At 62.9% G+C, this 25495-nt stretch carries 19 protein-coding genes; 7 read left to right on the forward strand and 12 right to left on the reverse strand.

What is annotated here, in order from left to right:
* Positions 1-35: 35 nt before the first annotated feature.
* The 6 genes from CVE41_RS05700 to CVE41_RS05725 all read right to left on the reverse strand — a co-directional run bounded on the left by CVE41_RS05700 (position 36) and on the right by CVE41_RS05725 (position 6059).
* Complete coding sequence (locus CVE41_RS05700; RefSeq protein WP_100259790.1) at positions 36-704, reverse strand: exopolysaccharide biosynthesis protein; 669 nt, start codon at positions 702-704, stop codon at positions 36-38.
* Positions 705-759: 55 nt separating this feature from the next.
* Positions 760-1209 (reverse strand): MaoC family dehydratase, encoded by a 450-nt coding sequence (locus tag CVE41_RS05705; protein WP_100259791.1) that lies wholly within the window; start codon positions 1207-1209, stop codon positions 760-762.
* Complete coding sequence (locus CVE41_RS05710; RefSeq protein ID WP_100259792.1) at positions 1209-2627, reverse strand: aldehyde dehydrogenase family protein; 1419 nt, start codon at positions 2625-2627, stop codon at positions 1209-1211. The genes CVE41_RS05705 and CVE41_RS05710 overlap by 1 nt, the downstream gene beginning before the upstream one ends.
* A gap of 28 nt (positions 2628-2655) precedes the next feature.
* Positions 2656-3744 (reverse strand): CaiB/BaiF CoA transferase family protein, encoded by a 1089-nt coding sequence (locus CVE41_RS05715; RefSeq protein ID WP_100259793.1) that lies wholly within the window; start codon positions 3742-3744, stop codon positions 2656-2658.
* Between the two features lie 78 nt (positions 3745-3822).
* Positions 3823-4818 carry a GTP 3',8-cyclase MoaA gene (gene moaA, locus CVE41_RS05720; protein ID WP_100259794.1) on the reverse strand — a complete coding sequence of 332 codons (996 nt, stop codon included), beginning with the start codon at positions 4816-4818 and terminating at the stop codon, positions 3823-3825.
* A 23-nt stretch (positions 4819-4841) separates the two neighbouring features.
* Positions 4842-6059 carry a molybdopterin molybdotransferase MoeA gene (locus CVE41_RS05725; RefSeq protein WP_100259795.1) on the reverse strand — a complete coding sequence of 406 codons (1218 nt, stop codon included), beginning with the start codon at positions 6057-6059 and terminating at the stop codon, positions 4842-4844.
* 163 nt (positions 6060-6222) lie between these two features.
* Between CVE41_RS05725 and CVE41_RS05730 the strand changes: the two genes are divergently transcribed.
* Together CVE41_RS05730 and CVE41_RS05735 are read left to right on the forward strand one after the other, a co-directional pair.
* A complete protein-coding gene (locus CVE41_RS05730; protein WP_232725803.1) occupies positions 6223-7542 on the forward strand; it encodes a phosphotransferase family protein in 1320 nt (439 codons plus the stop codon).
* The gene (locus CVE41_RS05735) at positions 7542-8822 is read left to right on the forward strand and encodes an acyl-CoA dehydrogenase family protein (protein WP_100259797.1); all 1281 of its coding nucleotides are present in this window, start codon (positions 7542-7544) and stop codon (positions 8820-8822) included. The genes CVE41_RS05730 and CVE41_RS05735 overlap by 1 nt, the downstream gene beginning before the upstream one ends.
* A gap of 72 nt (positions 8823-8894) precedes the next feature.
* On the opposite strand, the gene CVE41_RS05740 is transcribed toward CVE41_RS05735, so the two are convergent.
* A complete protein-coding gene (locus tag CVE41_RS05740) occupies positions 8895-11552 on the reverse strand; it encodes a TonB-dependent receptor (protein ID WP_232725804.1) in 2658 nt (885 codons plus the stop codon).
* A gap of 390 nt (positions 11553-11942) precedes the next feature.
* On the opposite strand from CVE41_RS05740, the gene CVE41_RS05745 reads away from it, so the two are divergent.
* Positions 11943-13184 (forward strand): FAD-dependent oxidoreductase, encoded by a 1242-nt coding sequence (locus tag CVE41_RS05745; protein WP_100259798.1) that lies wholly within the window; start codon positions 11943-11945, stop codon positions 13182-13184.
* Here CVE41_RS05745 and CVE41_RS05750 read toward each other — a convergent pair.
* The 4 genes from CVE41_RS05750 to CVE41_RS05765 all read right to left on the reverse strand — a co-directional run bounded on the left by CVE41_RS05750 (position 13181) and on the right by CVE41_RS05765 (position 20165).
* Entirely contained in the window at positions 13181-14773 is a 1593-nt protein-coding gene (locus CVE41_RS05750; RefSeq protein WP_100259799.1) for an N-acyl-D-amino-acid deacylase family protein, read from the reverse strand. The genes CVE41_RS05745 and CVE41_RS05750 overlap by 4 nt on opposite strands.
* Entirely contained in the window at positions 14770-15987 is a 1218-nt protein-coding gene (locus CVE41_RS05755) for a M14 family metallopeptidase (RefSeq protein WP_100259800.1), read from the reverse strand. Before CVE41_RS05755 ends, CVE41_RS05750 begins: the two co-directional genes overlap by 4 nt.
* A gap of 23 nt (positions 15988-16010) precedes the next feature.
* Positions 16011-19145 carry a TonB-dependent receptor domain-containing protein gene (locus CVE41_RS05760; RefSeq protein WP_100259801.1) on the reverse strand — a complete coding sequence of 1045 codons (3135 nt, stop codon included), beginning with the start codon at positions 19143-19145 and terminating at the stop codon, positions 16011-16013.
* A gap of 102 nt (positions 19146-19247) precedes the next feature.
* Positions 19248-20165, reverse strand: coding sequence for a LysR family transcriptional regulator (locus CVE41_RS05765; protein ID WP_100259802.1), 918 nt, complete (start codon positions 20163-20165; stop codon positions 19248-19250).
* Positions 20166-20303: 138 nt separating this feature from the next.
* Between CVE41_RS05765 and CVE41_RS05770 the strand changes: the two genes are divergently transcribed.
* Both CVE41_RS05770 and CVE41_RS05775 read left to right on the forward strand, forming a co-directional pair.
* Positions 20304-21149 carry a DUF4886 domain-containing protein gene (locus CVE41_RS05770; RefSeq protein WP_100259803.1) on the forward strand — a complete coding sequence of 282 codons (846 nt, stop codon included), beginning with the start codon at positions 20304-20306 and terminating at the stop codon, positions 21147-21149.
* Complete coding sequence (locus tag CVE41_RS05775; RefSeq protein ID WP_100259804.1) at positions 21136-22608, forward strand: SLC13 family permease; 1473 nt, start codon at positions 21136-21138, stop codon at positions 22606-22608. Before CVE41_RS05770 ends, CVE41_RS05775 begins: the two co-directional genes overlap by 14 nt.
* A 19-nt stretch (positions 22609-22627) precedes the next feature.
* Here the strand turns inward: CVE41_RS05775 and CVE41_RS05780 are convergent, their stop codons facing one another.
* Positions 22628-23194: a helix-turn-helix domain-containing protein gene (locus CVE41_RS05780; RefSeq protein WP_100259805.1), complete on the reverse strand. Its 567-nt coding sequence runs from the start codon at positions 23192-23194 to the stop codon at positions 22628-22630.
* A gap of 74 nt (positions 23195-23268) precedes the next feature.
* Here CVE41_RS05780 and tdh point away from each other — a divergent pair, with 74 nt between their 5' ends.
* Both tdh and CVE41_RS05790 read left to right on the forward strand, forming a co-directional pair.
* On the forward strand, positions 23269-24297 hold the full coding sequence (tdh, locus tag CVE41_RS05785) for an L-threonine 3-dehydrogenase (RefSeq protein ID WP_100259806.1): 1029 nt from the start codon (positions 23269-23271) through the stop codon (positions 24295-24297).
* 9 nt (positions 24298-24306) lie between these two features.
* Positions 24307-25491: a glycine C-acetyltransferase gene (locus tag CVE41_RS05790; RefSeq protein ID WP_100259807.1), complete on the forward strand. Its 1185-nt coding sequence runs from the start codon at positions 24307-24309 to the stop codon at positions 25489-25491.
* Positions 25492-25495: the final 4 nt, after the last annotated feature.

Consider the following 25495-nt stretch of genomic DNA (forward strand, 5'->3'; position numbering starts at 1 on the left):
CCGCGAGGGAATGTGCAGGAGCAATCGCGTTTACGTCAAGCAGGTATGCGATATGCAACGGGTTCGACGATGGCCATGCCGCCGCCCGAACCCTCGTCATCCGAGGTGTAGTAGTAATAGGTGCCGCCACCGATCGCCGCGATGGCGAGCGCCAGTGCCGCGAGCATGATCACGCCGTCGCGGACCGTCAGCGCCAGGCCAATGGCAGCGATCGCCAACATGGGCGCGCTGCTGGCGAAAGGCAGCACCTCCAGCGGGGGGACCGTTGCGCACAGCAGCAGGATGACCACGGCCGCGATCTTGATCCATACGCCTTCGGTGAGGCCTTCGAGGCGTCCGTGACTGTGTTCGTCCAGCCAGTGGGCGATCCCGCGAAGCTTGGCGATGCCCTTGTGCAGCTTCTTGCTTTCGACAGCGCGATTCTGGAGCCATTGCGGCATCCAGATATGCTCCTTGCCGAACAGGAGCTGCACCGCGATCAGCGCGATCACTGCAGCAAGAAAGCTCGGCACGCCGGGAATGCCGCCGACCGGCGTTATTTCAAGCAGGGCTGGGATCATGATGAAGGGGCCAAAGCTGCGCCCGCCGAAATCGTCCAGCACATCGCCCACCCGGACCTCGTCGTTCTTGGTGGTCAGGTCGTCGAGTTCGCCGAGCACGCTCTCGACGCCATCGGGTTCGGACTGCGATTTATCTTCGGTCATTGCGCTCCCCTTCGCCCCTCAACGCGCGAAGGGCGAAAAGGGGTGCAGGCACGCTTCAGCGTTTCTTTTTGAGCAGCGCAGACCGCTCGCATCGGCAGACCACTTCGCCGCGCTGGTTCACCGCTTCGTGCAGGAAGGTGACGATGCCGGTGTCGGGCCGCGACTTGCTTTCACGCAGGGCGATGACCTCGCTGGTGGCGTGCAGCGTGTCGCCGATGAAGACCGGCTTGGGCATCACCAGCTTGTCGTAGCCGAGGTTCGCCACCAGCGTGCCGAGCGTGGTGTCGCCCACACTCAGGCCCACCATCAACGAGAAGGTGTAGGTCCCGTTGACGAGGATCTGCCCGAATTCGCTTTCCCTGGCCGCTTCCACGTCGAGGTGGAGCGGCTGCGGATTGTGGGTCATCACGGTGAAGAAGAGGTTGTCCGCCTCGGTCACCGTGCGCCGGATTTCATGGGTCAGCTTGTCGCCCACCTGCCATTCGTCGAAGTGCCTGCCCGCCATCAGCCGTGCCCCATGACGGCCTTGACCTCGAGGAAGTCGTGGAAGCCCCACTCGCCCCATTCGCGGCCATTGCCCGATTTCTTGTAGCCACCGAAGGCCGCGTTCATGTCGTAGCCGCCGTTGATCGCGACACGGCCGGCGCGGATGCGCTTGGCGAGCTTCTTCGCAGTCTCGATATCCTCGCCCATGATGTGGCTGGCGAGGCCGTATTCGGTGTCGTTCGAGATGCGGATCGCGTCGTCGTAGTCGTCATAGCCGATCATCGCGAGGACCGGCCCGAAGATTTCCTCGCGCGCGATGGTCATGTCGTTGGTGACATCGGCGAAGACGGTGGGCTTGACGTAATGTCCGGTTTCGAGGCCCTCGGGCTTGCCGGGGCCGCCTGCGACCAGCGTCGCGCCTTCGTCGATACCTTTCTGGATGAGGCCCTGGATCTTGTCCCACTGCGCTTTGGAGACCACCGGTCCGATGGTGGCGTTGCCCTTGGGATCACCCGGGATCACGCCCTCGGCGGCTTCCTTCGCGGCGGCCTTGGCTTCTTCCATGCGCTTGTGCGGAACGAGCATGCGGCTGGGTGCCGTGCAGGTCTGGCCAGAATTGCCCATCATGGCGGTGGTGCCGCGCATGACCGACTGGGTGAAGGCGCTGTCGTCGAGGATGATGTTGGGGCTTTTCCCGCCCAGTTCCTGCGCTACGCGCTTGACCGTATCGGCGGCGTTCTTGGCAATGAGGACGCCCGCGCGGGTCGAGCCGGTGAAACTGATCATGTCGATGTCGGGATGGCCGCTCATTGCTTCGCCCACGCCCGGCCCATCGCCATTCACGAGGTTGAACACGCCGGCAGGCACGCCTGCCGCATCCATGATCTCGGCAAAGATATAAGCATCGAACGGTGCGATCTCGGAAGGCTTCAAAATCATCGTGTTGCCGGTCGCCAGCGCGGGAAAGACCTTGCAGGCGATCTGGTTTAGCGGCCAGTTCCACGGGGTGATCATGCCGACCACGCCGATCGGCTCCCAGATGTGCAGCGTCGGGCCGTCCTGGCGTTCGAATTCGAACTTCTCGAGCACTTCGATCGCGGTCTGGCAGTGACCTGCCAGCAGGCCGGTGTGCGGACCGTTGGCGAGGCTCATCGGCGCGCCCATTTCATCCGAAACGGCGAGCGCAAGGTCGTCCTTGCGATTGGCGATTTCGGCCTGGATCGCGCGCAGCAGCGTGAGACGCTCTTCCTTCGTAGTCTGGCTGAATGTCTCGAACGCACGGCGTGCGGCCTTAACCGCCTTGTCGACATCGGCAGCACTGCCGAAACTGATGTGACCGATGGTCTCTTCCGTCGCGGGGTTCTCGACCGGCTGCGTGTTTTCGGTGACCGGGTCGACCCATTGGCCGTCGATGTAGAACTTGGTGCAATCGCGCATGGGAATTTCTCTCCTTATGCGCGGTCCATTAGCTCCCTTGCGACCAGCGCGCCACCACCTCTTCGCCGTCCTGTGCACTGTCGCGGATCGTGCCCGGCGTGCGATCGAAGCGCGGAGCGGGCGCCGTGTGCGAGCGACCGCCATGTTCGACGAAAGCGCCGCGGGCCTTCATGTGCGGATGGTCCTTCGCCTCGTCCAAGGGAACGACCGGCGCGAAACAGGCATCGGTGCCTTCGAGCAGTTCGATCCACTCCGCCTGCGGCTTCGTCTTGAACAGGGCGGCGAGCTTTTCGGTGTAATCGTCCCAGTTCGCCGGGTTCATCTGGCCTTCGCGCAGTTCTTCGGGAGCGTCGGCGCGCTGGAGCAGTTCCGCATAGAATTGCGGTTCGATAGCGCCGACGCTGACTTCCTTGCCATCGGCACAGGTATAGCAGCGATAGAAATGCGCCGCCCCGCCAAGCAGGCCCGCGCCGCGGGTCGTCGTCCGCAGGGCGCTGTGCGGCTGGCCGTAGAAAAAGCTCATCAGGCTGGTCACGCCATCGACGATTGCCGCATCGACCACCTGTCCCCTGCCGCTGCGCTCGCGTTCGTAGAGGGCGGCGAGAATGCCCATGGCGCAATACATCGACCCGCCCCCGAAATCGCCCACAAGGTTCTGCGGCGGGATCGGCAGCTCGCCCTTCGCCCCGATGGAATCGAGCGCACCGGTGATGGCGATATAGTTCAGGTCGTGCCCAGCAGCCTGCGCCAGCGGCCCGTCCTGCCCCCAGCCGGTCATGCGCGCATAGACGAGACGCGGATTGGCTTCGAGCAACACATCGGGGCCAAGGCCAAGCCGCTCCATCACGCCGGGTCGGAAGCCTTCGACCAGCACATCCGCATGCTTCAGAGCCTGATGGACGAACCGCTGGCCTTCCTCGCTCTTGAGGTCGACGGCCGCGCGGTGGCGGGCCCGTTCGACGACGGGGTTCATCGGCTGGTGTCCCGGACGCTCGATCCGCACGACTTCCGCGCCGAGATCCGCCAGCATCATCGCCACGTGGGGTCCCGGGCCGATTCCTTGGAACTCCACAACCTTCAGTCCGGTCAGCGGTCCATGCGCGGCGTGTTCGGCCATTCTACTCTCTCCACAATCTCGATTTCTCTCGATCGGGAGACAAGGCGAAACGGTTCGCAATTGCAACGCTTTTTGCGTCTAACCTCCGGTGACGCTCATATGGCGGACCGTTGCAGGGGCTTCGGCAGCGATATCGAAGTCGTGCCGCCGGGGCTTGCCCGCCAGCAGGGCATCCATCGCTGCATCGAGCGCCCCTTCGCCGCCATCGCGCATGATGTCGCGCAGTTCGACCTTCTGGTCGTGGCCGAGACAGCCATAGACCGTGCCGGTAGCCGCGATCCTGATGCGATTGCAGGAAGAGCAGAAGTTCTCGCTCAGCGGCGTGATGAACCCGATCCGGCGCCCGGTCCCGGCAACCTTGAAATATCGCGAAGGCCCACCGGTCTGATAGGTCGTCGGCATCAGGGTCAGCTCGCGTTCCAGAGCCGCGCGCGCCTGCGTGAGGGGCAGGTACGTATCGGCCCGTTCGCCCTCCACCTCGCCGAGCGGCATGGTCTCGATCAGTGACAGGTCGCAGCCACGCTCGCCGCACCAACGAGCCATGGACACGAATTCGGTATCGTTCACACCGCGCATCGCGACCATGTTGACCTTCACCGCGATGCCTGCCGCGCGCGCTGCATCGATCCCTTCGATCACGCGCGCAACGTCTCCGCCCCGGGTGATGGCGGCGAAGCGCGATGGGGCGAGCGTATCGAGGCTCACATTGATCCGCTCGATCCCGGCACCGAAAAGCTGCTCGGCCATCTGGGACAGGAGCACGCCGTTGGTGGTCAGGGTGAGCTCTTCGAGGCCCGACGCGCGAAGGGCGCCGAGCTCTTTTGCAAGGTCGACAAAGCCGCGCCTAACCAGCGGCTCTCCACCCGTCAGCCGGATGCGCTTCACGCCGCGGGCGACGAGATGCCGCGCAAGTCCGGCAAGCTCTTCCAGCGTCAGCAAGTCGCGCCGGGGAAGGAACTGCATGTCCTCTGCCATGCAATAAGTGCAGCGCAGATTGCACCGGTCGGTGACCGACATTCTCACGTAGTCGATCCGCCGGCCGAAGCCGTCGATCAGGGGCGCTGCATCATGCATGGCAGGAGATTAGCTACGCCCGGTCAGAAGTCGAGCGCCTGAATGGACTGTCCTGCCGAAAGACCACCGGATCCTCCGGTTTGACGCAGCAAAAGGTCGGCCTTGGCAAGCAAGGCCTGCGCCCCCGATTGCTGGTTGGCGAAGGGCTGGGCCTTACCGTCCCGCAATGCGCCTCGACCGAAGTGCTCGCGTGGGCCGGGGGCGGGCAAATCCCCTGTCAGCTCCAGTTCTCGCCACGCCAGCACCTCGTCATAGCGTCCCCCCGCAAGCGCGGTCATTAGCGGGGCGAGAAAGAGCCGCGCGGTTACGAGCGCCGAGGTGGGGTTGCCGGGCAGGCCGAGAACGTAGCTGCCACTATTCTCGCCTTGCGCGCACCAGACCGGTTTGCCCGGCCGCATGGCAACCTTTGCGAAGAGGGTTCGAAAATCCAGGCCTGCTATCGACCGGGTGGCGAAATCGCGTTCGCCCACCGACGCTCCACCGACCGTGACCAGGACATCGCAACGCGCCAGCAATTGCGCGGCCAGCGCCTCGATTTGGCCGGGATCGTCGGGCGCGATCTCGCTTCCGACTATTGTCGCACCGTATGCTCGAGCCATCCCGGCCAGCGCCAGCGTAATACTGTCGGGCAAGGCACCGGGGCGCTCTTCCGCGGAGCCGGGCGCGACCAGTTCATCGCCGGTGGCAAGAATGGCGACCCGCGGCGCCCGCCAGGCCCAGACCATGGCAGAATCGGCTGCGGCCGCCGCTAACAGTTGCCGTGGTCCAAGCCGAGTCCCCGCCTCCAGCAAGGTCTCGCCTTCGCGAAAATCCGAACCACGCGCGCGCATATGGCGCGCCTCGCCATAATCGCCGACGATTTCCAGCCGGTCGCCCCGCTCCTCGACGATCTCCTGCACCAGCACGCGATCGGCACCTTGGGGTACCGGCGCGCCAGTGAAGATCCGAACCGCCTGCCCTTCCGATATACGGAGGAGTGTTTGCGATCCGGCATAGGACTTACCAGCAACCGTTATCGGGCCGGACAGGTCGGCATCGCGCACCGCATAGCCATCCATCGCGGAAACATCGAAACGCGGCGCATCGATCTTTGCTTCGACCGGACGCGCAAGGCGAAGCCCGGCTGCATCCCCGATCGGGACCTGCGTCTCTTCCAGCGGCTTTGCCACATCGCGCAGGATCGCGCTGGCTTCATTGAAAGAGATCAATGTGTCGGCCCGGTCGCGGCTGGAGCAGCGCATATGGTCCTGCGATCGGTCATTCGCTTTCTCTTCATCCCGCTTCGTTAACGCTGCACCTCTACCAAAGGGTGGCTGCGGCGCAACCGCGCGAAACCGTCCTTGAGGGCAAGGCAGTCATCAGGCAGAAGCATCCGGTATGGACCAAGGGGGAAAAGCGGGCAGCATGCAGACTGGACTTGAACGAGCGTGCGCGCGCATCGGCCTTGGCCGCCCCGGCGATGCAAAGCGGCTGACCGGCGGAGCCACGATGGAAAGCTGGCGTTTCGCTGCAGGTGGCAACGATTACGTTCTGCGCCGCGCACCGAGCATGGAGTTCATGACAGAGCGCCCATTCGGCCATGCAAGCGAAGCCGCGATCATCGAGACGGCGCAAAGCAAGGGCGTGACTGCGCCGCGCATCGCCGGCGTTCTGGAAGAAAGCGACGGCCTCGGCTCCGGCTTCATCATGGAGGCATTGCCCGGAACGCCCGATCCGCGCGCGATCCAGTCGATGGCCAACTCGCGCCAGATCCTCGTCGAAGCGGCAAGGGACCTCGCCCGCATCCATTCACTGGGCGCGGACGACCTGCCCGCCGATGTCCCCATCATGGATTACGCCGAAGCGGTGGCGAACCTTCGCCAGCAATTCGAGGAGGCAGGCGGCGACAGGCCGATTATCGCTTTGGGTCTTCGCTGGCTGATGGACAATCTGCCCGACCCGGTCGAACCGGTTCTCAATCATGGCGATTTCCGGCTTGGCAACCTGCTTGCCGAAGATAGCCACCTGACAGGCGTGCTCGATTGGGAGCTCGCGCACTTCGGGGACTGGCACGAAGACCTCGCCTTCGGCTGCATGGCCGTGTGGCGTTTTGGGGGGTATGACAAACCGGCACTCGGCCTCGGCTCGCTTGAAGATTACTTCGCGGCCTACGAGGAGGCAGGCGGCAGACCGGTAGACTCCGCACGCTTCCGCTTCTGGACAATCTATCGCACCGTCTGGTGGGCGCTGGGCTGCCTCAAGATGGCAAGTTACTGGCGCAGCGGAGAAGACCGCATGCTGGAACGCGTCGTCATCTCGCGCCGCACGAGCGAACAGGAACTGGACCTCCTGCTGTTGCTGGAAGAGGATGCGCCGGAGGAAGAGCGTAGCCATTCGATCGCTGCGCCCGAAGCACCCGAGGCGCAGGGAGAGGCGACCAGCGGTGAAATTGCGACGGCGATCTCGGAATGGCTCGCGACGATCAAGGACCGCATGGAAGGACACGATCGCTTCCAGCTCGCGGTTGCCCGCAACGCTTTGGGCATGATCGCCCGGGACGATGCGCTGATGCCGGTCGAAGGGGACGCCGAACTTGCCCAGGCATTGCTGGAAGGCGAAATCGATCTCGCGTCTCCCGGCCTGCTCGCCGAATTGCGCGAAATGGCCTTCGCGAAGGTCTCGGCGGATGTGCCCAAATACCCCTCGCTGGCAGTGGCGCGGCGTCAATGGATCGGAGACGATTGATGGATTTCAGCATTCCGCAGGACCTCGAGGACTACTACGCCGAACTCGTTTCCTTCATCGAGGCGGAAATCGAACCGCTGGTCGCAAGGGAGGATAACATCCGCTTCTTCGACCACCGCCGCGAAAATGCGCGCACCGACTGGGAGCGCGGCGGCTTGCCGAACCACGATTGGGAAGACCTGCTGCGCCAGGCTCGCAAGGTGGCGGACGAGGCCGGCCACTGGCGTTTCTCCGCGCCGAAGAAATACGGCGGCAAGGACGGCTCCAACCTATGGATGGCAGTCATCCGCGACCGTTTCGCGCAGCGCGGGCTCGGCCTGCACAACGACCTTCAGAACGAACACAGCATTGTCGGGAATTTTCCGTTCGTGGCGATGTTCGAGACCTTCGGGACCGAGGAGCAGAAGCAGGAGTTCATTCTCGGCGGGTTCGAGGGCACGCGGCGCGTCGCCTTCGGCCTGACCGAGCCCGACCACGGTTCGGATGCCACCCACATGGAAACCCGCGCGGTGCACGAAACGCGCGACGGGGTGGATGGCTGGCGGATCAACGGCGAAAAGATGTGGATCACCGGCATGCATGTGGCGACCCATTGCGCGCTCTTTGCCCGCACCGACGGGGAAGACGGCGCAGCGCGCGGGATCACCTGCTTCCTCGTCCCCAATCCGACCGAGGGGCTGGAGATCGAGGAATGGCTGTGGACCTTCAACATGCCCACCGACCATCCGCGCTTAAGCTTCACCGATGTCTGGGTGCCCGATAGCGCGATCCTTGGCGCGGAAGGCCGCGGCCTCGCGCTGGCGCAGAGCTTCGTCCACCAGAACCGCATCCGGCAGGCCGCGAGCAGCCTCGGCGCTGCGACCTATTGCGTCGAAGAGAGCGTCAAATACGCGCGGGAGCGCAAACCCTTCGGCGAAGAACTGGCGCGCAACCAGGCGATCCAGTTCCCCTTGGTCGAGCTGGCAACGCAATGCGAAATGCTGCGCCTGCTGATCTACAAGACCGCCTGGGAGATGGACAATATGCCGCACGAAGAGATCGAGCGGACGATCTCCGACAAGGTGTCCATGTGCAATTACTGGGCGAACCGCCTGGTCTGCGAAGCAGCCGACCGCGCGATGCAGGTGCATGGCGGCATCGGCTATTCACGGCACAAGCCGTTCGAGCATATCTATCGCCATCACCGCCGCTACCGCATCACCGAAGGCGCGGAGGAAATCCAGATGCGCAAGGTAGCCGCCTACCTGTTCGGCTATCTCGGGCCGAGACGTCGCAAATAGGCACTCGGGTAAGCGCGCAAAGAAAAAGGGGCGACCCGAAGGCCGCCCCCAATTCTTCGAACTAGGCCGCGATCAGAACTTGCCGCGGACCGTCACGCCGTACATCCGCGGTTCCTGCGTGAATGCAGACCGCGAACCCGAGCGCAGGGTCGTGTTGAAGGTCACGCCGCGCGTGACCTCGTTGGTGAGGTTGGTTACCCAGCCCTCGATGCCCCAGCGTTCGTCAGCTCCGCCGATCCCGGCGCGCAGGTTGATCTTGACGTTGCTGTCCTGGTAATCGAACGGGGCGAGCGCGGTGTTACCCAGCTGGGCTTCCGTAGTCGGAACCTCGCTCGGCTGGGTCGAAGTACGGCGATCGCTCTCCGCACGGATCTGGCCGTTGAGGAAGAAGCTCAGGCTGTTGCCGATATCGCCGCGATAGGTCGTGCCGACAATCGACACGAATTCCGGGGCATTCGTCAGCGGAGCACCGCACAGGTTGCGAACACGAAGCGGATCGGCATCGGTTGCGCAATCGTCCGGATAGGACGCATCGGTGTAGGTCACACCCGCATTGACGGTCAGCCCGGCCGCGGGGCGGATCTGCGCCTCGAATTCCATACCCTTCGACAGTGCCTTGGGCACGTTGAAGGTCTGGAACTGAGCGCCGGTGAATTCCAGCACCTGGAAGTCGCTGAACTCCTGGTAGAAGATAGCGATGTTCGTGGTCAGGTCCCCGTCGAGGAACCGTCCCTTGAGGCCCAGTTCATAGGCATCGACTTCTTCGGAATCGAAGCGCGGGTCTGCGCCGCCGACTGCGGCTGTGGAATCGAGGTTGAAACCACCTGCCTTGTAGCCGTGCGTAAAGCTGCCGTAGGCATTCACAGCACCGAAATCGTAGCCCAGCTTGACCGTGTAGATCAGCTCTTCATCCTTGAACTCGCCAGCGAATTCTCGCGGCAGCGGGAGCGGGATCGCGTCCGAGCCGATCGCCGGTGCCACGAAGGGGAAGCAGCTCAGGACAAAGGCTGTCGGAGCCAGCGCGCCGACCGTGCCGGGGATCGCCGCCGCCGGAACACCGGCCGCGCCTACTGCCTGGCCAAGACGAGTCACGCCGCCATTAAGGAAGCCTGCGCAGGTGGGGTTGTTGACCGCCAGCTGGTCGAAGCTGCCGTCCTTGCTTTCATCGGACCAGCGCGCGCCCAGCGTCAGGCTGAGCCGGTCGGTCACGTCGAACGTGTTGTGCGTGAAGATCGACCAGCTGGTGCTGTCCTGTTCGAACAGGTTGGTGCTGGTCGTGCCGGCCGGATCGACGCCGCCGCTCAGGAATGAGAGCGGGTTGGCGGGATCGAGCGCAAGCCCGTTGCCCGCAGCAGCATAGAAGATGCCGAGCGGCGGGGTGATCGCCGCGCTGCCGCCGGCCAGCAGCGCGCCCGAAAGCTCGCCATAGTCATCGCCGAGGCCGGCAACGACCGTCTGGTCGATCTTCTCGTTCGAATAGTAGCCGCCCAGCATCCATTGCAGGCGCCCGGCATCGCCCTGGAAGCGAAGCTCGTGCGTCATGGTCTTGATGGTGGTGCCGCCACCGGGAAGGATGTTGAAGACGTCGAGGCCCGAGAAATCGGAATCGTAAGCCTCGTCACTTTCGTACTTGCGATAAGAACCGATGTAGACCGCGTCGATGCTGTCGGACAGCGGATACTCGAACTCGCCGAGGATGCCCCATTGTTCGGTTTCGGCAATATGCTCGAAATCGGCCGATGCGATCTGGTTCTCGGTCGCTTCTTCGGCAGCCGTCTGGTCGAAAGGATTGGTCGCGACGACCGGAGCCGACATCCCGCCCCGCGGGCCGAGGCCTACGATACCGAAGAGACCGCCAGTCTCGACCGGGGACCGATACACTTCCACGGCGCCGCAGCAATCGCCGCTCGATTCCGAATAGTCGCCGATGATCCGGCCGCGGAAACCGCTGTCGGTTTCCCAGCCAAGCTGGCCACGGACGAGGAACTGGTCGACGCTGTTGGTGTCTTCGAGGAAGTTGCCGGCCCCGTCGTTGACGGTGATGAAGCCGTCACGTTCGCGCCAGGCGCCGGTCAGGCGAACCGCGACCTTGTCCTGTACGATCGGCATGTTGACCGCGCCCTGCACGCTCAGCTGGTCGTAATTGCCATAGGTGGCATTCACGAAACCGCCGAATTCGAACAGGTCGGGACGCTTGTTGATGATGTTGAGCGCACCTGCAGAAGTGTTGCGTCCGAACAGCGTGCCCTGCGGACCGCGAAGGACCTCGACGCGTTCCACATCGACGAATTCGGAGAGCGCAATACCCGGGCGCGACTGGTACGCGCCATCGACGAAGATGCCGACCGCGCTTTCGAAGCCGATGTTGTTCGATGTCGTACCGACACCGCGGATACGCAACACGACAGTGCCGGAAGAGTTCTGCGCCTGCGAGGTCGAGAAGCTCGGCGAAACCTGGGTGATGTTCTGGACGTTCACGACGCCCTGCTGTTCCAGCTGGGCCGGGCTGACCGCGGTCACTGCCAGCGGGATCTGCTGCACGTCCTGCGCACGCTTGGTTGCCGTCACGATGATGACGTCCATATCTTCGCCGAGCAGTTCGCTTTCGCCGTCGATCTGACCATCGGTCGAGGCGCTGGTATCCATTGGGTCGGCGTTCTGCGCGAAGGCCGGTGTGGACAGGACGGTCCCGCACAGGGCGGCCGCAACGATCTTCGTTCGATAATTCATGTTTCTCTCCCAAACTGTCCGGTCCTTGCCGGAGCTAGCTCTCTTCCCAACAATCGCGCGGACTTGACCACGTTCGGGGCACTTTTGTCAAAAGTCTATTGCAGCAAATACCGCACAAAACTGCGCCTAACCGGGTCCTTCGAGGCATATTCCGACAGGCTTACGCTACGGCAGCCGCAAATTCGTGCGAAGCGCGCGTGTGGTCAGCTGAAGAATTTTCTGAAGTCTTTCAGGAGAACCCTTTCATGACTTGAATTGGTTGCGAGGCAGCAAGCTGTATCCGCCGCCCCCTAACGCGCCCCCCTTGCAGGCAGGGGCATAGATAGAGGCTATGTCCAAGATCACGACGCGTATTGGCGCCGCAAGCGCGGGAGGGGCAGGATACCCTCCATGGGCTCGAGCGGGACTGCTATTATTGTCGGAGCCGGCGTTATCGGCGTCACGAGCGCATATGCACTGGCAAGGCGCGGCTGGCGGGTCGAAATCATCGATGCAGGGCCGTGCATTGCCGGCGGCGCATCGAAGGGAAACGGCCGCCAGCTCAGCTATTCGCACACCGCCGCCCTCGCCTCGCCGCGCCTGCTTTCCAAACTGCCGGGACTGGCGCTGGGTCTGGACCCTGCGTTTCGCCTGTCGCTCAGACCCGACGCCGCCTTTGCGCGCTGGCTTGTCCAGTTCCTGTCCCAATGCCGTCGGTCCGCCTTTGTACGCAACACGGTAGCTTGCAGTCTCCTTGCAGGAGAATCGCGCCGTGCCATGGACCGGCTGCTCGAAGAACACGCTCTGTCCTTCCGCCTTCGCAATGCCGGGAAACTCGTCCTCCTGCCCGACGAAAAGGCCCGGAGGGATGCAGAGCGCACTCTGCGTCTGACCTCTCAATCCGGGCAGCGACAGAGCATTCTTTCGAGCGCCGAGGCGATCGAGCTCGAACCCGCGCTTGCCGCATTTGCCGGACCGCTTGCCGGAGCGATCCATTCGCCCGAGGACCAGACGGCCGATTGCGCCGAATTCTGCACGCAACTGCTTGGCGCGATCACACGCGAATATGGCGTCTCGTTCCGGAGCGAGAGCGAAGTCGTCCGGATCGATAGCGGTCACTCGGAAAGCGTCGTATACCTAGCGAGCGGGGAAGCGATCCCGTCAGAACTGGTGGTGGTGGCGGCGGGACACGAGGCGAACCGCCTCCTTGCTCCGCTCGGTTACCACCAGCCGCTGGCCCCGATGAAAGGCTACTCCTTTACCGCCCCCGTCGGACCCAGCGCGCCGCGAATCTCGATTACCGAGAACGCCAACCGCATGGTCTTCACCAATCTCGGCGACAGCATGCTGGTCGCAGGCCTGGCCGAACTGGGAGAGGCATCAGGCGAAGTCGATCCCATCCGCCTGGAGCCAATGAAGCGCCGCGCCCAGGCGATCTTTCCCGATGCCCTCGATTACGAGCGCAGCGATGACGGGTGGGCTGGCATCAGGCCGATGACGCCCAATTCGCTGCCGGTCATCGGAAGGCTTTCGCCCTCGCTCGCCGTCAACGTCGGGCACGGGATGCTGGGCTGGACTTTGGCGATGGGATCTTCGCAGCGGCTCGGCCGGATGATCGGCTCACCCGGGGGCACACCTGAAGAGCGGTGTTAATCGCAGTCGGCGCGCTTGAGTAACGGTTTTCCGGGCAGGCTGCCGGTGTAGTTCCCGTCGGCGATGACCGGCTCGCCGTTGACAAGCAGGTGGCGCACACCGACCGATAATTCGCGCGGCGCCTGATAGGTGGCTCGGGGCGCGAATTGCGCCGGATCGAAAATGACGATGTCGGCGGCCATGCCTAGCGCGATGAAACCGCGATCCTCCAGCCCGATCAGCCGCGCGGTCTGCCCACTGCTGCGCTCGATAAACCGGGCGAGGTCCATTTTCGGCTCGTCCAGCACGAGGTCGCGATAAGCCTTGGGAAAGCTGCCGTATTTGCGCGGATGTCCGCTCGACCCGTCAGAGCCGGTGACTACCCAGTCACGCACTGAAAATGCCGCGATGTCAGCCTTGCTCATGTTGAAGGAAGCAAGCCGCGCATCGCCTTCGAGAAGGATTGCGATTGCCGCGTCCACCGGATCGATCCCGATAGCATTGGCATGGTCTGCCAGTGTCCGGCCCGGCTCGACACTTGCTTCGCCCAGCCGCCCGGTAATCAGGAGCTTCTCCGCCCCGCCCCTGCGCGCAATCGCCTCGACCATTGCGTCCCTGATCGCAGCCCGCGTGGCGGGATCGGCCAGCCGCTGCCGCAAGGCGTCGAGACCACCTTCGAGCGCGGTGCGCGGAACTAGCGCTGCGCTGATCCGGGTGCCGGATGCTTCCCACGGATACTGGTCGGCCGTCACCTTGAGGCCGTTGGCCTGCGCTTCTTCGATCGCCTCGATCATTTTCGCGCTGTGGCCCCACACAGCCGGTCCAAGCGCCTTGATGTGGGCTATATGAACAGGGATATCGGCTACATTTGCGATGCTAAGCGTTTCTTCGAGAGCGCCCGTCACAGAGACGTTGTAGGTGCTCTCGTCGCGCATGTGCGTGTCGTAATAGCCGCCATGCGCGCTTGCCACAGATGCCAGCGCTGCCACTTCCGCCGTGTCGGAATAAGCTTGGGGTACATAATATAGACCCGTCGAAAAGCCCCACGCCCCTTCGCACATAGCACCGCGCAACCGGGCCTTCATGGCAGCCAGCTCTGCTTCGTCGGGGGCGCGATCCTCTTTGCCGAGAACCTCTTCCCGGATCGGACCGAAGCCGGCGAGATAGGCCACATTGGTGCCGATGCCTTGTGCCGAGGCGGCGCTTGCCTCGTCGGCGATGTCCGGGCTTCCACCGCCATCGTTACCCACGACGACCGTCGTAACTCCCTGGAAAACGAACGGAAGGTTCGCGCGACGCTCGGCATCGCCGGAAGCTAGATCGCCTCCGGCATGCGTGTGCGGGTCGATAAAGCCGGGCGCGACCACGAGGCCGGTCGCATCGATCTCACGCGCGGGAATATACCTCAACCGGGCATTGGCGCCTACATAGGCTATCCGGCCATCGGCGATTACCAGGTCATCGGAAGTCGCCGGGCTGCCGGATCCATCGTATACCGTTCCGCCCGATATGAGCAGGTCCGCGGGCACAAGCCGGCCCTCGTCCGGATAGGATTGGCATCCCGCCAGCACGACGACACCGGCCAGCAGGACGCCATTGCCAAGCCTCATGGCTGCTCGGTCGCGAGAAGCTCTTCCATCATGGCGATGGCCGCTTCGCGCCCGATGCGGCGGATCAATGTCCTGTCGGTCTCGTCACCAAGCTCGAACGTCACCGCAGGGACGCCATAGGTGTCGAAAGCGTAGGCCTTGGAGATCGGGCGTCCCACCTCGTGGCGCGCATCCCGGTAGACCTCGTAACCGTTCATGCGGTCCTGGTACCGGGCCAGCCAGTTGCGGGTAAACAGCGGCGGATCGGTCTCCAGCTCGTCGGGGATCGTGTAGAATACGTCGCGACCGGTAGAATGGAAATCGAGCAACAGGCGGAGGTCCCGGGCAGGGGCGTTCGCGATATCGGCCAGGAGATCGCGCATGAGCCTTGTTTCCGGCTGGGTGAAAGGTCCCCAATCGCGATTGAGGTCGACGCTGCCGGTATTGTGCCGCCAATGCCCTTTTACAACGCCGTCGGGGTTCAGGAGCGGCACCGCAGAGACGCGAAAGCGCTGGCGAAACCTGCGTGCCAGGTCCGTATCCTCCAGCAAGGTCTCGATGAAAGGAAACATCGCCAGCGCGCCGGTTACTTCGGGCGGATGCTGGCGTCCGACCAGCACGACCTGCTCCCGCGCTGCCGGATTGCCGATACGAACGATCTCGATCGCGCGCCCTTCGGCGGACGAGCCCAGCCGTTCGCGCTCCACCGCTCCGACTTCTTCCAGGCCGTCGAGCCAGGCGTCGTAGGTCGCAGGCGCAACGATTTCCTGTGCAGCGACGAACAAGGGCCGTCCATCCGTGCGGATCGACAGGCGCGCCATCTTCGTCCCGTCGACCTCCAGTACCTCGACACTGGCAGGATCGAGATAGGTCCAGTCCTCCCCGTCGTAGCTCACCTTCGGCTCGTAGCGGTGGCCGCAGGCCGTGTACGTGAGATCGACAGCGACCACGCGCGGGGCGTTGCTGTGCAGGCGAAACGCATACCACGGACTGCAATTGATCGGCGGGGCATCTTCGGGCGACAGGGTGATCGCGATGCGGCCCTCGTCACCGATGGAGCAAGATGCCAGCGCCCCCGCATCGAACGCGGTGTCGATCGCCACTGCTCCGTCGCTACAGCGCGCTTCGGCGACATTGAGTGCTTCCGGCATGACGTCGCCGGATACCGGTCCCGGCGCGGTACAGCTGGAAAGCCATGCCGCGCCGGCGACGCAGACGCCTAATTCGCGTTTCATCGATTTCTCCCGAAAGACCGGTTTCAGAATTCCTTACGCAGATCGATGGAGAACTGGCGTCCCCTCGCGCTGTGCAAGCTTCCATAGAACCCGTAGCTTTCGTCGGCAATCGGCGGCGCTTCGTTGGTGATGTTGTTGATGCCGAAGCGCAGGCGAGTCCCGTCGAGAGCGTTGTCGGCCTCGATCTCGTAGCTGATCGACGCGTTCACGGTGAACCAGTCGTCGACTTCGAAGAATTCCGCCGTCGCGTCGTTTTGCGCACTGGAGTCGAAAACCCGCCCGACATAGCGACCGAACAGGTTCACTCTGACCGGACCGTCTTCCCAGGTGATCGATCCGGAATAGCGCCACTTCGGGCGGCCATCGATTTCCAGCAGCTCGCCGAAGCCTTCCGGCTGGAGCGCCGCAACGTCGGCGATCGACAGCTCGGGAATAGCCTCGAGCAGCGGTGTCAGCTGCGTGAACAGCGGCTCTGCTTCTGGCCCCGCTTCCTGTTCGAAGCCGAGCAGGCGCGCTGCGTTGACCTGGATGTCGAAGTCACCGAAGCCGGTCCCGAACTCGTAGAACAAGCCGAAGTCCAGGCCTTCCGATGTCCGCTGATCGAGGTTGCGATACGGGTTGAGGATCTGCTGGACATCGCCTGCCGCAAGGATGCCGGTCCCCTCGTACAGAGCGATCTGCCCGGCATCCGGGTCGTCGCGAACGACGTTCGGGTTGAAGCTGCCCTGAAGGCGCAAGACCAGGTCGAGCAAGAGCGCATTGCGGTTGCCGAAGATGCCGATGATGCCATCCTGCTTCACGCGCCAGTAGTCGGCAGTCAGCGTCAGCCCCGGAATGAAGCTTGGCTCGAAGACGGCGCCCAGGTTGATGCTCTCTGTTTCTTCCGGCTCCAGGGTTCCTGCACCTGTGCGGAAGTCGATCGTGCCGACGGTGCCGCAATCGGGCACATCGTCCTCGTCGCCCTTGATGATTTCGGCCACGCACTCGACCGCGCGGACAACCGAGTTCGAACGCGTCGTTCCCTCGTCATTGATCTGGATGAGGTTCGGCGCGCGGAAGCCTTGCGAATAGGCGCCGCGCAGCAACAGGTCGGAGAACGGGCGCCATGCCACCGCGGCTCTCGGCACGAAGGCGCTTGTGGAGTCCGAGAAATCCTCGAAGCGGGCTGCCAGCTGGACTTCCAGTTCGTTGATCAGCGGAATGTTCATGTCCGGCGACACGACCGGGATCAAAGCCTCGGCAAATGCCGAATAAACCTCGCGGCTGCCGCTGGTGTCGGGCGACGGACTTGAGCCGAGGACGTCGCTGCCGAAGAAGTCGCCGTTCACGGCGTTGGTGAAGGTAATCGTCCCGTCGAGGCGTGGATCGCGGTCGTCCTTGAAGGTTTCGCGGCGGAATTCCACGCCGGTCGCAATACCGACACCGCCTGCAGGCAGTTCGAAGATGTTCGCCTTCGAAACCTTGAAGTCGGCCAGCGCGAGCGTGGTCTCGCCCTTGCGGAAGACATCGACCGTGATCGAATCTATGACCGACTGCGGATTGGGTGTGCAGTCGGCAACATTCGCACCGAGTTCGCCGGGGAAGCAGCCGCCATTGAAGGGGTTGTATGCCGTCGGATCGGTGCGATTGATCGCAGCCTGGGCTAGGCTGCTGGAGATGCGGTTTTCGGTGAGGTCGGTCGTGTTCGCTTGCGAATAGAGGAAGCCGGTGTCGAAATCCCAGCCCCACAGATCGCCGCGCAGGCCCACCACGATGCGATAGGTGTCCTTGTCGACATAGCCGCGCCGCGGCCCTGCATCGATGAAGCGATAATCCTCCATCAGGAGCGCTCGCCCTTCGTCGGTAACACCCGATCCAAGGCCATTGTCAGCCCGATTGGGATTGGGCGAGCCGTCCGCCAGCAGGGTAGGTCCGAGCGGGTTCCAGTAGGCGCTCGCCTCGACACCAAGCGGGACAGCGCTCAGCATTGTGCTCTGCTCGCGCTCGCGGAAGGATTCCGAGCGGTAGTAGGAGCCCTCGAGATAAGCTTCTACCGAGGGGCTGATCTCGTAGCTGAACAGCGCCTGCGCAGCGTAACGGTCCTTTTCGGAAAACAGGAAGCGATTGGCGCCCAGGTCGTGCCTCAGGTTGCGGTCGATCGTGCCGCCATTGTCGGCGCACAGGCCATTGCCGAGATCGATGACGCGGCCATCGCTGTCAGCGGCGCCATTGGGGCCGAAGTTGATGCATGGCTGGATATGGAAGTCGTCGTCGCGCAGGGCGGTGGTGTTGGACGATGTGGCGCGCGAGCCCTGGATGTCGAAGGCGCCGAAGGGAGAGTTGATCGAGCTATTGTCGAACTGAGTATCGCCTTCGAAGGGAGTGCCCACCAGGAAGGGCCGCAGATCGCTCGACGCCGAATAGTCGCGTGCCGTCGCGCGCAGGCCGTTCTCGTGGAAGTAGTATCCGTTGAGGGTCAGATTGGCGCGGCCATCCGCGAAATCGAACCCGTAGCCGCCACGCAGCGAATAGCTGTAAAGGCTTGTGCCTTCCGATGCACGCCAGTTGCCCTGGATGAAGCCGCCGGTGCGATTGCCCCGCAGGATGGTGTTCACCACGCCTGCCACGGCATCGGCACCATATACGGCCGAGGCACCGTCACGCAGCACCTCTACCCGGCGAATGCTACCGGGCACGATGGTGTTGGTGTCGGGTGATACGACGGGTACGAACAGCTCGGTCTGGAAGCCCGGGTTCAGCACCATCCGGCGACCGTTGATCAGCAACAGGGTATTGCCAGTGCCAAGGCCGCGCAGGTTGATCGACGCGATATCGCCGCGGGCGCCGTTGACGCCGCCGGTCGTGTTCTGCTCGTTGAATTCGACACTGCCTGCCTGGGGGATGGCACGGAAGAGTTCGTCGCCGGAAGCAGGGTCGATCGCGTCGATGAGTTCTTCACCCACTACCGTGACAGGTAAAACGTCGTCGACCTGCGCACCGCGGATCTGGGTGCCGGTCACGACGATCAGGTTCTCGTCGCTTGCGTCTGCATCTTCGGCGGCGACATCGGTACCATCGCCCTCGTCTTCCGCCGACTGCGCCAAAGCAGGCTGCGCCGCCACCAGCGCCAGAGCCGTACCGCAGAAAAGCGCCGACGAAATCTTGCCACCAAACTTCATAAAACCTCTCCCCACTGAGCGTCCCGAGGCAGAACTGACGGAATTTCGCCGCAACGGCAATTCCTTTCAGTTAATTTCTCACAGGGCAGGTATAGCGAAAGGTTATGGCTCTTTGGGCTGCAGGCTTTCTATTCCGTCTCCGATTATGGCGACGACATCGCGAAGGGCATCGACTGCCGGAGAGACTTTGGCCTCGTCAGGATGGTCTGCCAGCGTGATCGCGTAGATCGAGTAGCCCGGGAAATCGTCCAGTCGATAACGCTGTAGTCCTGCGCCGAGATGGGAATAGGCGGTGAACTGGTCGATCAGCGCCAGCCCGACCTGTTTGCGGACCAGCGACAAAGCGACATGATAGGTATGCGCCATGGCGACCTCGCGAGGCATGATCCCCCGGTCTTCCAATTGCTGCCTTATCATCACGCCCAGCGGTCCGCTTTCGCTGATACCGATCATCTCGGCTTCATGCAGGACCTGCTCGCTTATGTCTGAACGCGATCCCGCGAGAGGCTCGCCGGAAACGATCACCATCCGTCCATCGCCGACACGATGGTTGAGGAGACGCGGATCATCGACCGGTTCGAAGCCGATGCACATATCGACGCGTTTTTCCCGCAGCGCAGCTTCGATCTCGACCGAATGCAGGGTTGTCAGCTCGAAACTTAGGTCGGGATCGTCTTCACGCATCCGCGCGACCAGTTCGGGTCCGACGGACAGGCTGAGCGATGGCAGGACACCCAGCCTCAGGTGGCCGCCTTTCCTGCTCCGGATATTCTCCAGCGAACGATTGAACGTCGACAAGCGGGCGTAGATATCTTCCGCCTCGATGAACAATTCGTCGGCCGCAGCGGTGGGGATGAGGCGGCCCTTGCGCCTCATGAACAAGGCGAACCCCAGCCGATCTTCCGCGTGACTGAGTACCTTGCTCACCGACGGCTGGGACACGTTCAGGTCGCGAGCCGCAGCGCTGATCGAGCCGGTGCGATACACGTGGTAGAAGATTTCGATCTGGCGCAGGCGCATGCGATCTATTGGCTACGCTTCGAAGCGATTGGCAAGCGCGTTTTCGATCGCGCACGTCGACATGGCTTGCAGATTGTCCGGGCAAGCTGCATCACCCGTCACGGGCCGATTTGAAAGGCACCGCAGAGGGGGGATGGGATGACTTCATTGCGCGCAGGCTTGTTGGTGCTGTTCGCGGCGGTATCGATGCCGGTCGCCAGCGCTTGCAGCCCTCTTGCGGCGCAATCCGCCGCGGAAACTCTGCCGGCGCCCGAAATCCGGCAGCTCGATCAGGCGGCCCCGCAGACCATTCTCTTCGTCGGCAACAGCTACTTCTATTACAACGACAGCCTGCACAATCACGTCCAGAGAATGGTTGTCGCATCCGGAGTCCTTGGCAGCGCCGAGCCTTCGTACAAATCGGCAACCATCGGCGGCGCTGCACTGCAGGACCATGCCGTTGCGCACCTGGTCGACCACACCAATTTGAGGGTCGATGATCCCTTCGAGCTGGTAATCCTGCAGGGGATCAGTTCCGCGGCGCTGAGCGAAGCAAGCAGGACCCGTTTTACGAATGCAGCCACGAAGCACGCTGCGACGATCCGCGCAGCAGGCGCACAGCCGGTCCTCTACATGACACCTGCCTATGCACCCGAACACCGGCGATACTCGCCGAAGATGACGGCGCAGACCGCCCGACTCTATATCGACACTGCCAACCGCCTCGACGCCCTGGTCATCCCGGTCGGACTGGCGTTCGAGGAAGCTCTCCGCCGACGGCCCGATATCGTCCTGCACAAGCCGTTCGATTCCTCGCACCCGAGCATGCTTGGCACCTATCTTGCGGCCGCGACGGTGTTCGCCACACTCTATGGACAATCTCCGGTCGGAAACACTTACACCTATTTCGGCTCGGTGAGCGCGGAAGATGCGCTGTTCCTGCAGGAAGTTGCGCAGGATACCGTATCCAGCTTCTTCGGACGGACCACGAATGACACAGAATAATCCCGCCGGCAGCGGCGACCAGCCGAGAGGATTCAATCCGATCGGTCTTATCGCAGGCCTGGCAGGCTTCGCGGTCTTCTTCTTCGGCTTCAGTCCGGATGAATTGGAACGTCCCGCAGAAATCGCAGCGGCAATAGGCGTGCTGATGGCGATCTGGTGGGCCACCGAAGGAGTGCCGCTTCCGGTGACCGCGCTCATCCCGATTATTGCTTTCCCGCTTGCCGGCATTGCAACGGTCGACGAGGCTGCTGCTCCCTATGCCAATCCGATCATCTACCTGTTTCTGGGGGGCTTTCTCGTCGCTCTCGCGGTCGAGCGTAGTCAGCTACACAGGCGGCTTGCGCTGGCGATCTTCCGCCACCTCGGCAGTACCGGGAAAGGGCTCGTCGCGGGCTTCATGCTGGCTGCCGCCCTCCTCAGCATGTGGATTTCGAACACCTCGACCACTCTGATGCTGTTCCCGATCGCCGTCTCGCTGGCGCTGGTCGTTGGCGAGACGTCGCCGGGCCTGAGCGAAAAGGGTAAACGCGACTTCACGCTCGCCCTGCTCCTCGGCCTCGCTTACGGCGCCTCGATCGGGGGTGTCGCCACGCTGGTGGGCACTCCGCCAAATGCCTTCATGGCCGGTTTCCTCCAGAGCGAATACCAGGTGGAGATACCTTTCGCCCAATGGATGATGATCGGCGTGCCGGTGTCGGTAATCCTGCTTCCGATCGGCTGGCTGCTGCTTACTCGCTTCCTGTTTCCGGTCGACTTCGTGTCTTCTGCGGAGACGATAGCGGAAATGGATCGACGCCACGACGCGCTCGGAAAGATGACAGTTGCCGAAAAACGCACGGCCGCCCTTTTCGCGCTGCTGGTTTTCGGCTGGATCATGCGCAAGCCGATGTCTTCCCTGCTCGGCATAGAGGGGGTGACCGACGCGGGTATTGCGATGACGGTGGCCCTGCTCGCATTCCTGGTCCCGAGCGGCGTCGATCGCCACGCGCTCGTCACATGGGAAGACACCAAACGTTTGCCCTGGGGCGTCCTGATCCTGTTTGGCGGGGGCCTCTCTCTTGCGGCGGCGCTGTCCTCCACCGGCCTCACGCTATGGATGGGCCAACAGCTCGCCCCATTGGGAGAGATCAACCACATCCTGCTCGTGATTGCACTGACCACACTGGTGATATTCCTGACCGAGCTGACCAGCAATGTTGCGACGACCGCGACGCTGTTGCCGGTAGTTGCGGCGCTGGCGATCGAGCTGGGGATCGACCCCCTGATCCTGGTAGTCCCGGTCACCATCGCGGCAAGCTGCGCCTACATGCTGCCCGTTGCCACGCCTCCCAATGCGATCGTCTTCAGTAGCGGCGACGTCGCGATCAAGGACATGATGCGCGCAGGGCTATGGCTCAATATCGTGGCGATAATCCTGGTTTCGATAGTCGCGGTCTGGCTGGTTCCGGCAGTCCTGTGACGGAGGCTGCGCCTGCCTATCAGGCGTAGGACACGACAAGGTAGCAGGCCGCGTCTTCGCCGCCCCGATTGGCGATCTTGTGCTTGCGATCGGCGGGGTAATGCGCGGTATCGCCCTGCCCGAGCGCGGTGGGCGGTTCGACCCCGACTGCGACCTCGACAGAGCCCTTGGCCACGCTCAACATCTCGCGGGTTCCGGCGAAATGCGCATCGCTGTCCAATTCACCCCCAGGCGCAAAGGTAAGTTCGTAAAACTCGACGTTCTTTTCCATGTGCAGCGGGGTCAGCGTGCGCAGGCGGCAACCGTTCTTCTCGCTGAACAGGGCCTGCTCGTCGTCCGCGTCGACGACTTCGACCAGCGACGGGCGGATTTCCTCTTCGATCAGATGCACGATCGACAGGCCGAAAGCGTCCGCGATCCGCGCCGCCACGGCGAGGGTCGGATTGGCCTTCCCGCGCTCGATCTGGGAGAGCATCGAACGGCTTACACCCGAGCGTTCGGCCAGTTGGTCGAGAGTGATCTTGTGCGTGCGTCGCATCACCCCCACACGACGACCGAATTCCTGGCTGATGGCATTATCCGACATGCTGGGACCCTTATTGCGCCGATGTGCTTTTCCAGTATAGAGGCGCCATTCTGATATAGTGACGGAGACGGTTTGTGAAGGCATTGGTCAAGGCGAAGGCGGAAAAGGGGCTCTGGCTCCAGGACGTGCCCGAGCCCGAGGTCGGCTCGAACGACGTGAAGGTGAAGATTCGCAGGACGGCTATCTGCGGCACCGATATGCACATCTGGAACTGGGACGAATGGGCCCAGCGCACGATCCCCGTGCCCATGACGGTCGGTCACGAATTCGTCGGCGAGATCGTGGAATTCGGCGACAATGTTTCCGGTTTCGAGATCGGCCAGATCGTTTCAGGCGAAGGGCACGTCGTTTGCGGACGGTGCCGCAACTGCATGGCCGGTCGCCGTCACGTATGTGCCGACAGCCAGGGGATCGGCGTGAACCGCCCCGGTGCCTTTGCCGAATATCTCGTCCTTCCCGCAGCGAACCTGTGGGTTCACCAGCAGGGCATCGATCTCGACGTCGCATCGATCTTCGACCCCTTCGGCAATGCCGTGCACACCGCGCTGCAGTTCGACGTCCTGGGTGAAGACGTACTGGTTGTCGGAGCCGGCCCCATCGGCATCATGGCCGCCGCCGTCTGCCGTCACGCAGGCGCGCGCCACGTAGTCGTCAGCGACCTCAACGAAGACCGCCTGGCCCTTGCCCTGAAGATGGGCGCGACCACCACCGTCAATCCCACCAAGCGGACGATCGAGGATGTGCAAAAAGAACTCGGCATGACGGAGGGCTTCGACGTCGGCCTTGAAATGTCGGGATCGCCGGCGGGTTTCGCCTCGCTGATCGACAACATGGCACATGGCGGCAAGGTCGCGATCCTCGGCCTGCCTTCGGAAGCGCCGAAGGTCGACATGGACAAGGTCATCTTCAACATGCTGACGCTCAAGGGCGTCTATGGCCGCGAGATTTTCGAGACCTGGTACAAGATGTCGGTGTTCATCCAGTCGGGCCTCGACCTTTCGCCGATCATCACCCACCGGCTGCCGGTAGACCGTTTCGAGGAAGGCTTCGCCGCCATGGCCTCGGGCGAGGCCTGCAAGGTCGTGCTGAACTGGGATAACTGAGGAAATACGATGAGCCAGCGCTTTTACGAACATCTCGCCCAGGAACTGGAGAGCATCGAGGAACAGGGCCTGTTCAAGTCCGAACAGGAAATCACCTCGCCGCAAAGCGGAACCGTCGACCTCGGATCGCGCAAGGTCGTGAACCTGTGCGCGAACAATTACCTCGGCCTCGCCGATAACGAGGAAATCCGCGCGGCATCGCGCGAAGGGCTCGACACCCACGGTTTCGGCATGGCCTCGGTGCGCTTTATCTGCGGCACGCAGGACATCCACAAGGAGCTGGAACGGAGCATTTCCGATTTCGTCGGCTTCGACGAGACGATCCTCTATCCGTCCTGCTTCGATGCCAATGCGGGCTTGTTCGAAACGCTGCTTACGGCCGAGGATGCGGTCATTTCCGATGCGCTCAATCACGCCAGCATCATCGACGGTGTGCGCCTGTGCAAGACGCAGCGCTATCGCTATGCCAATAACGACATGGGCGAGCTGGAAGAGCGGCTGAAGGAAGCCGATGCCGCCGGTGCCAGGTTCAAGCTGATCACGACCGACGGCGTATTTTCCATGGACGGCTTCATCGCCCGCCTCGACGAGATTTGCGATCTTGCCGAGAAGTACGATGCGCTGGTCCATTTCGACGATTGTCACGCCACCGGTTTCCTTGGCGAGAATGGCCGCGGCACGCATGAATATCGCAATTGCATGGACCGGGTGGACATCACCACCGGCACGCTCGGCAAGGCGCTGGGCGGAGCGAGCGGCGGCTACACCAGCGCCCGTCCGGAGATAGTATCGATGCTGCGCCAGCGTTCGCGTCCGTACCTGTTCTCGAACTCGGTCGCGCCGCCCGTGGTTGCAGGTTCGATCAAGGCGCTCGAACTCGCCCGCCGCGGCGAACAGCGCGCAAAGCTGTGGGAGAACACCCGCTATTTCCGCGAGAAACTGGAAGCGGAAGGGTTCGACATCCTGCCGGGCGAGCACCCGATCATCCCGATCATGCTCTACGATGCGAAGGATGCGGCCGATTTCGCCGCCCATGCCCGCGCCAACGGGATCTACGTGACCGCCTTCTCGTTCCCCGTCGTTCCGAAGGGCAAGGCCCGTATCCGCACGCAGATGTCCTCTGCGATTACGCGCGACGACATCGACCACGCGGTGGAAGTTTTCACGAAGGCGCGGGCCAGCCTCGGCAAATAAGCGC

It is taken from the genome of Qipengyuania seohaensis (assembly GCF_002795865.1).
GTDB classification, from domain to species: Bacteria; Pseudomonadota; Alphaproteobacteria; order Sphingomonadales; family Sphingomonadaceae; genus Qipengyuania; species Qipengyuania seohaensis.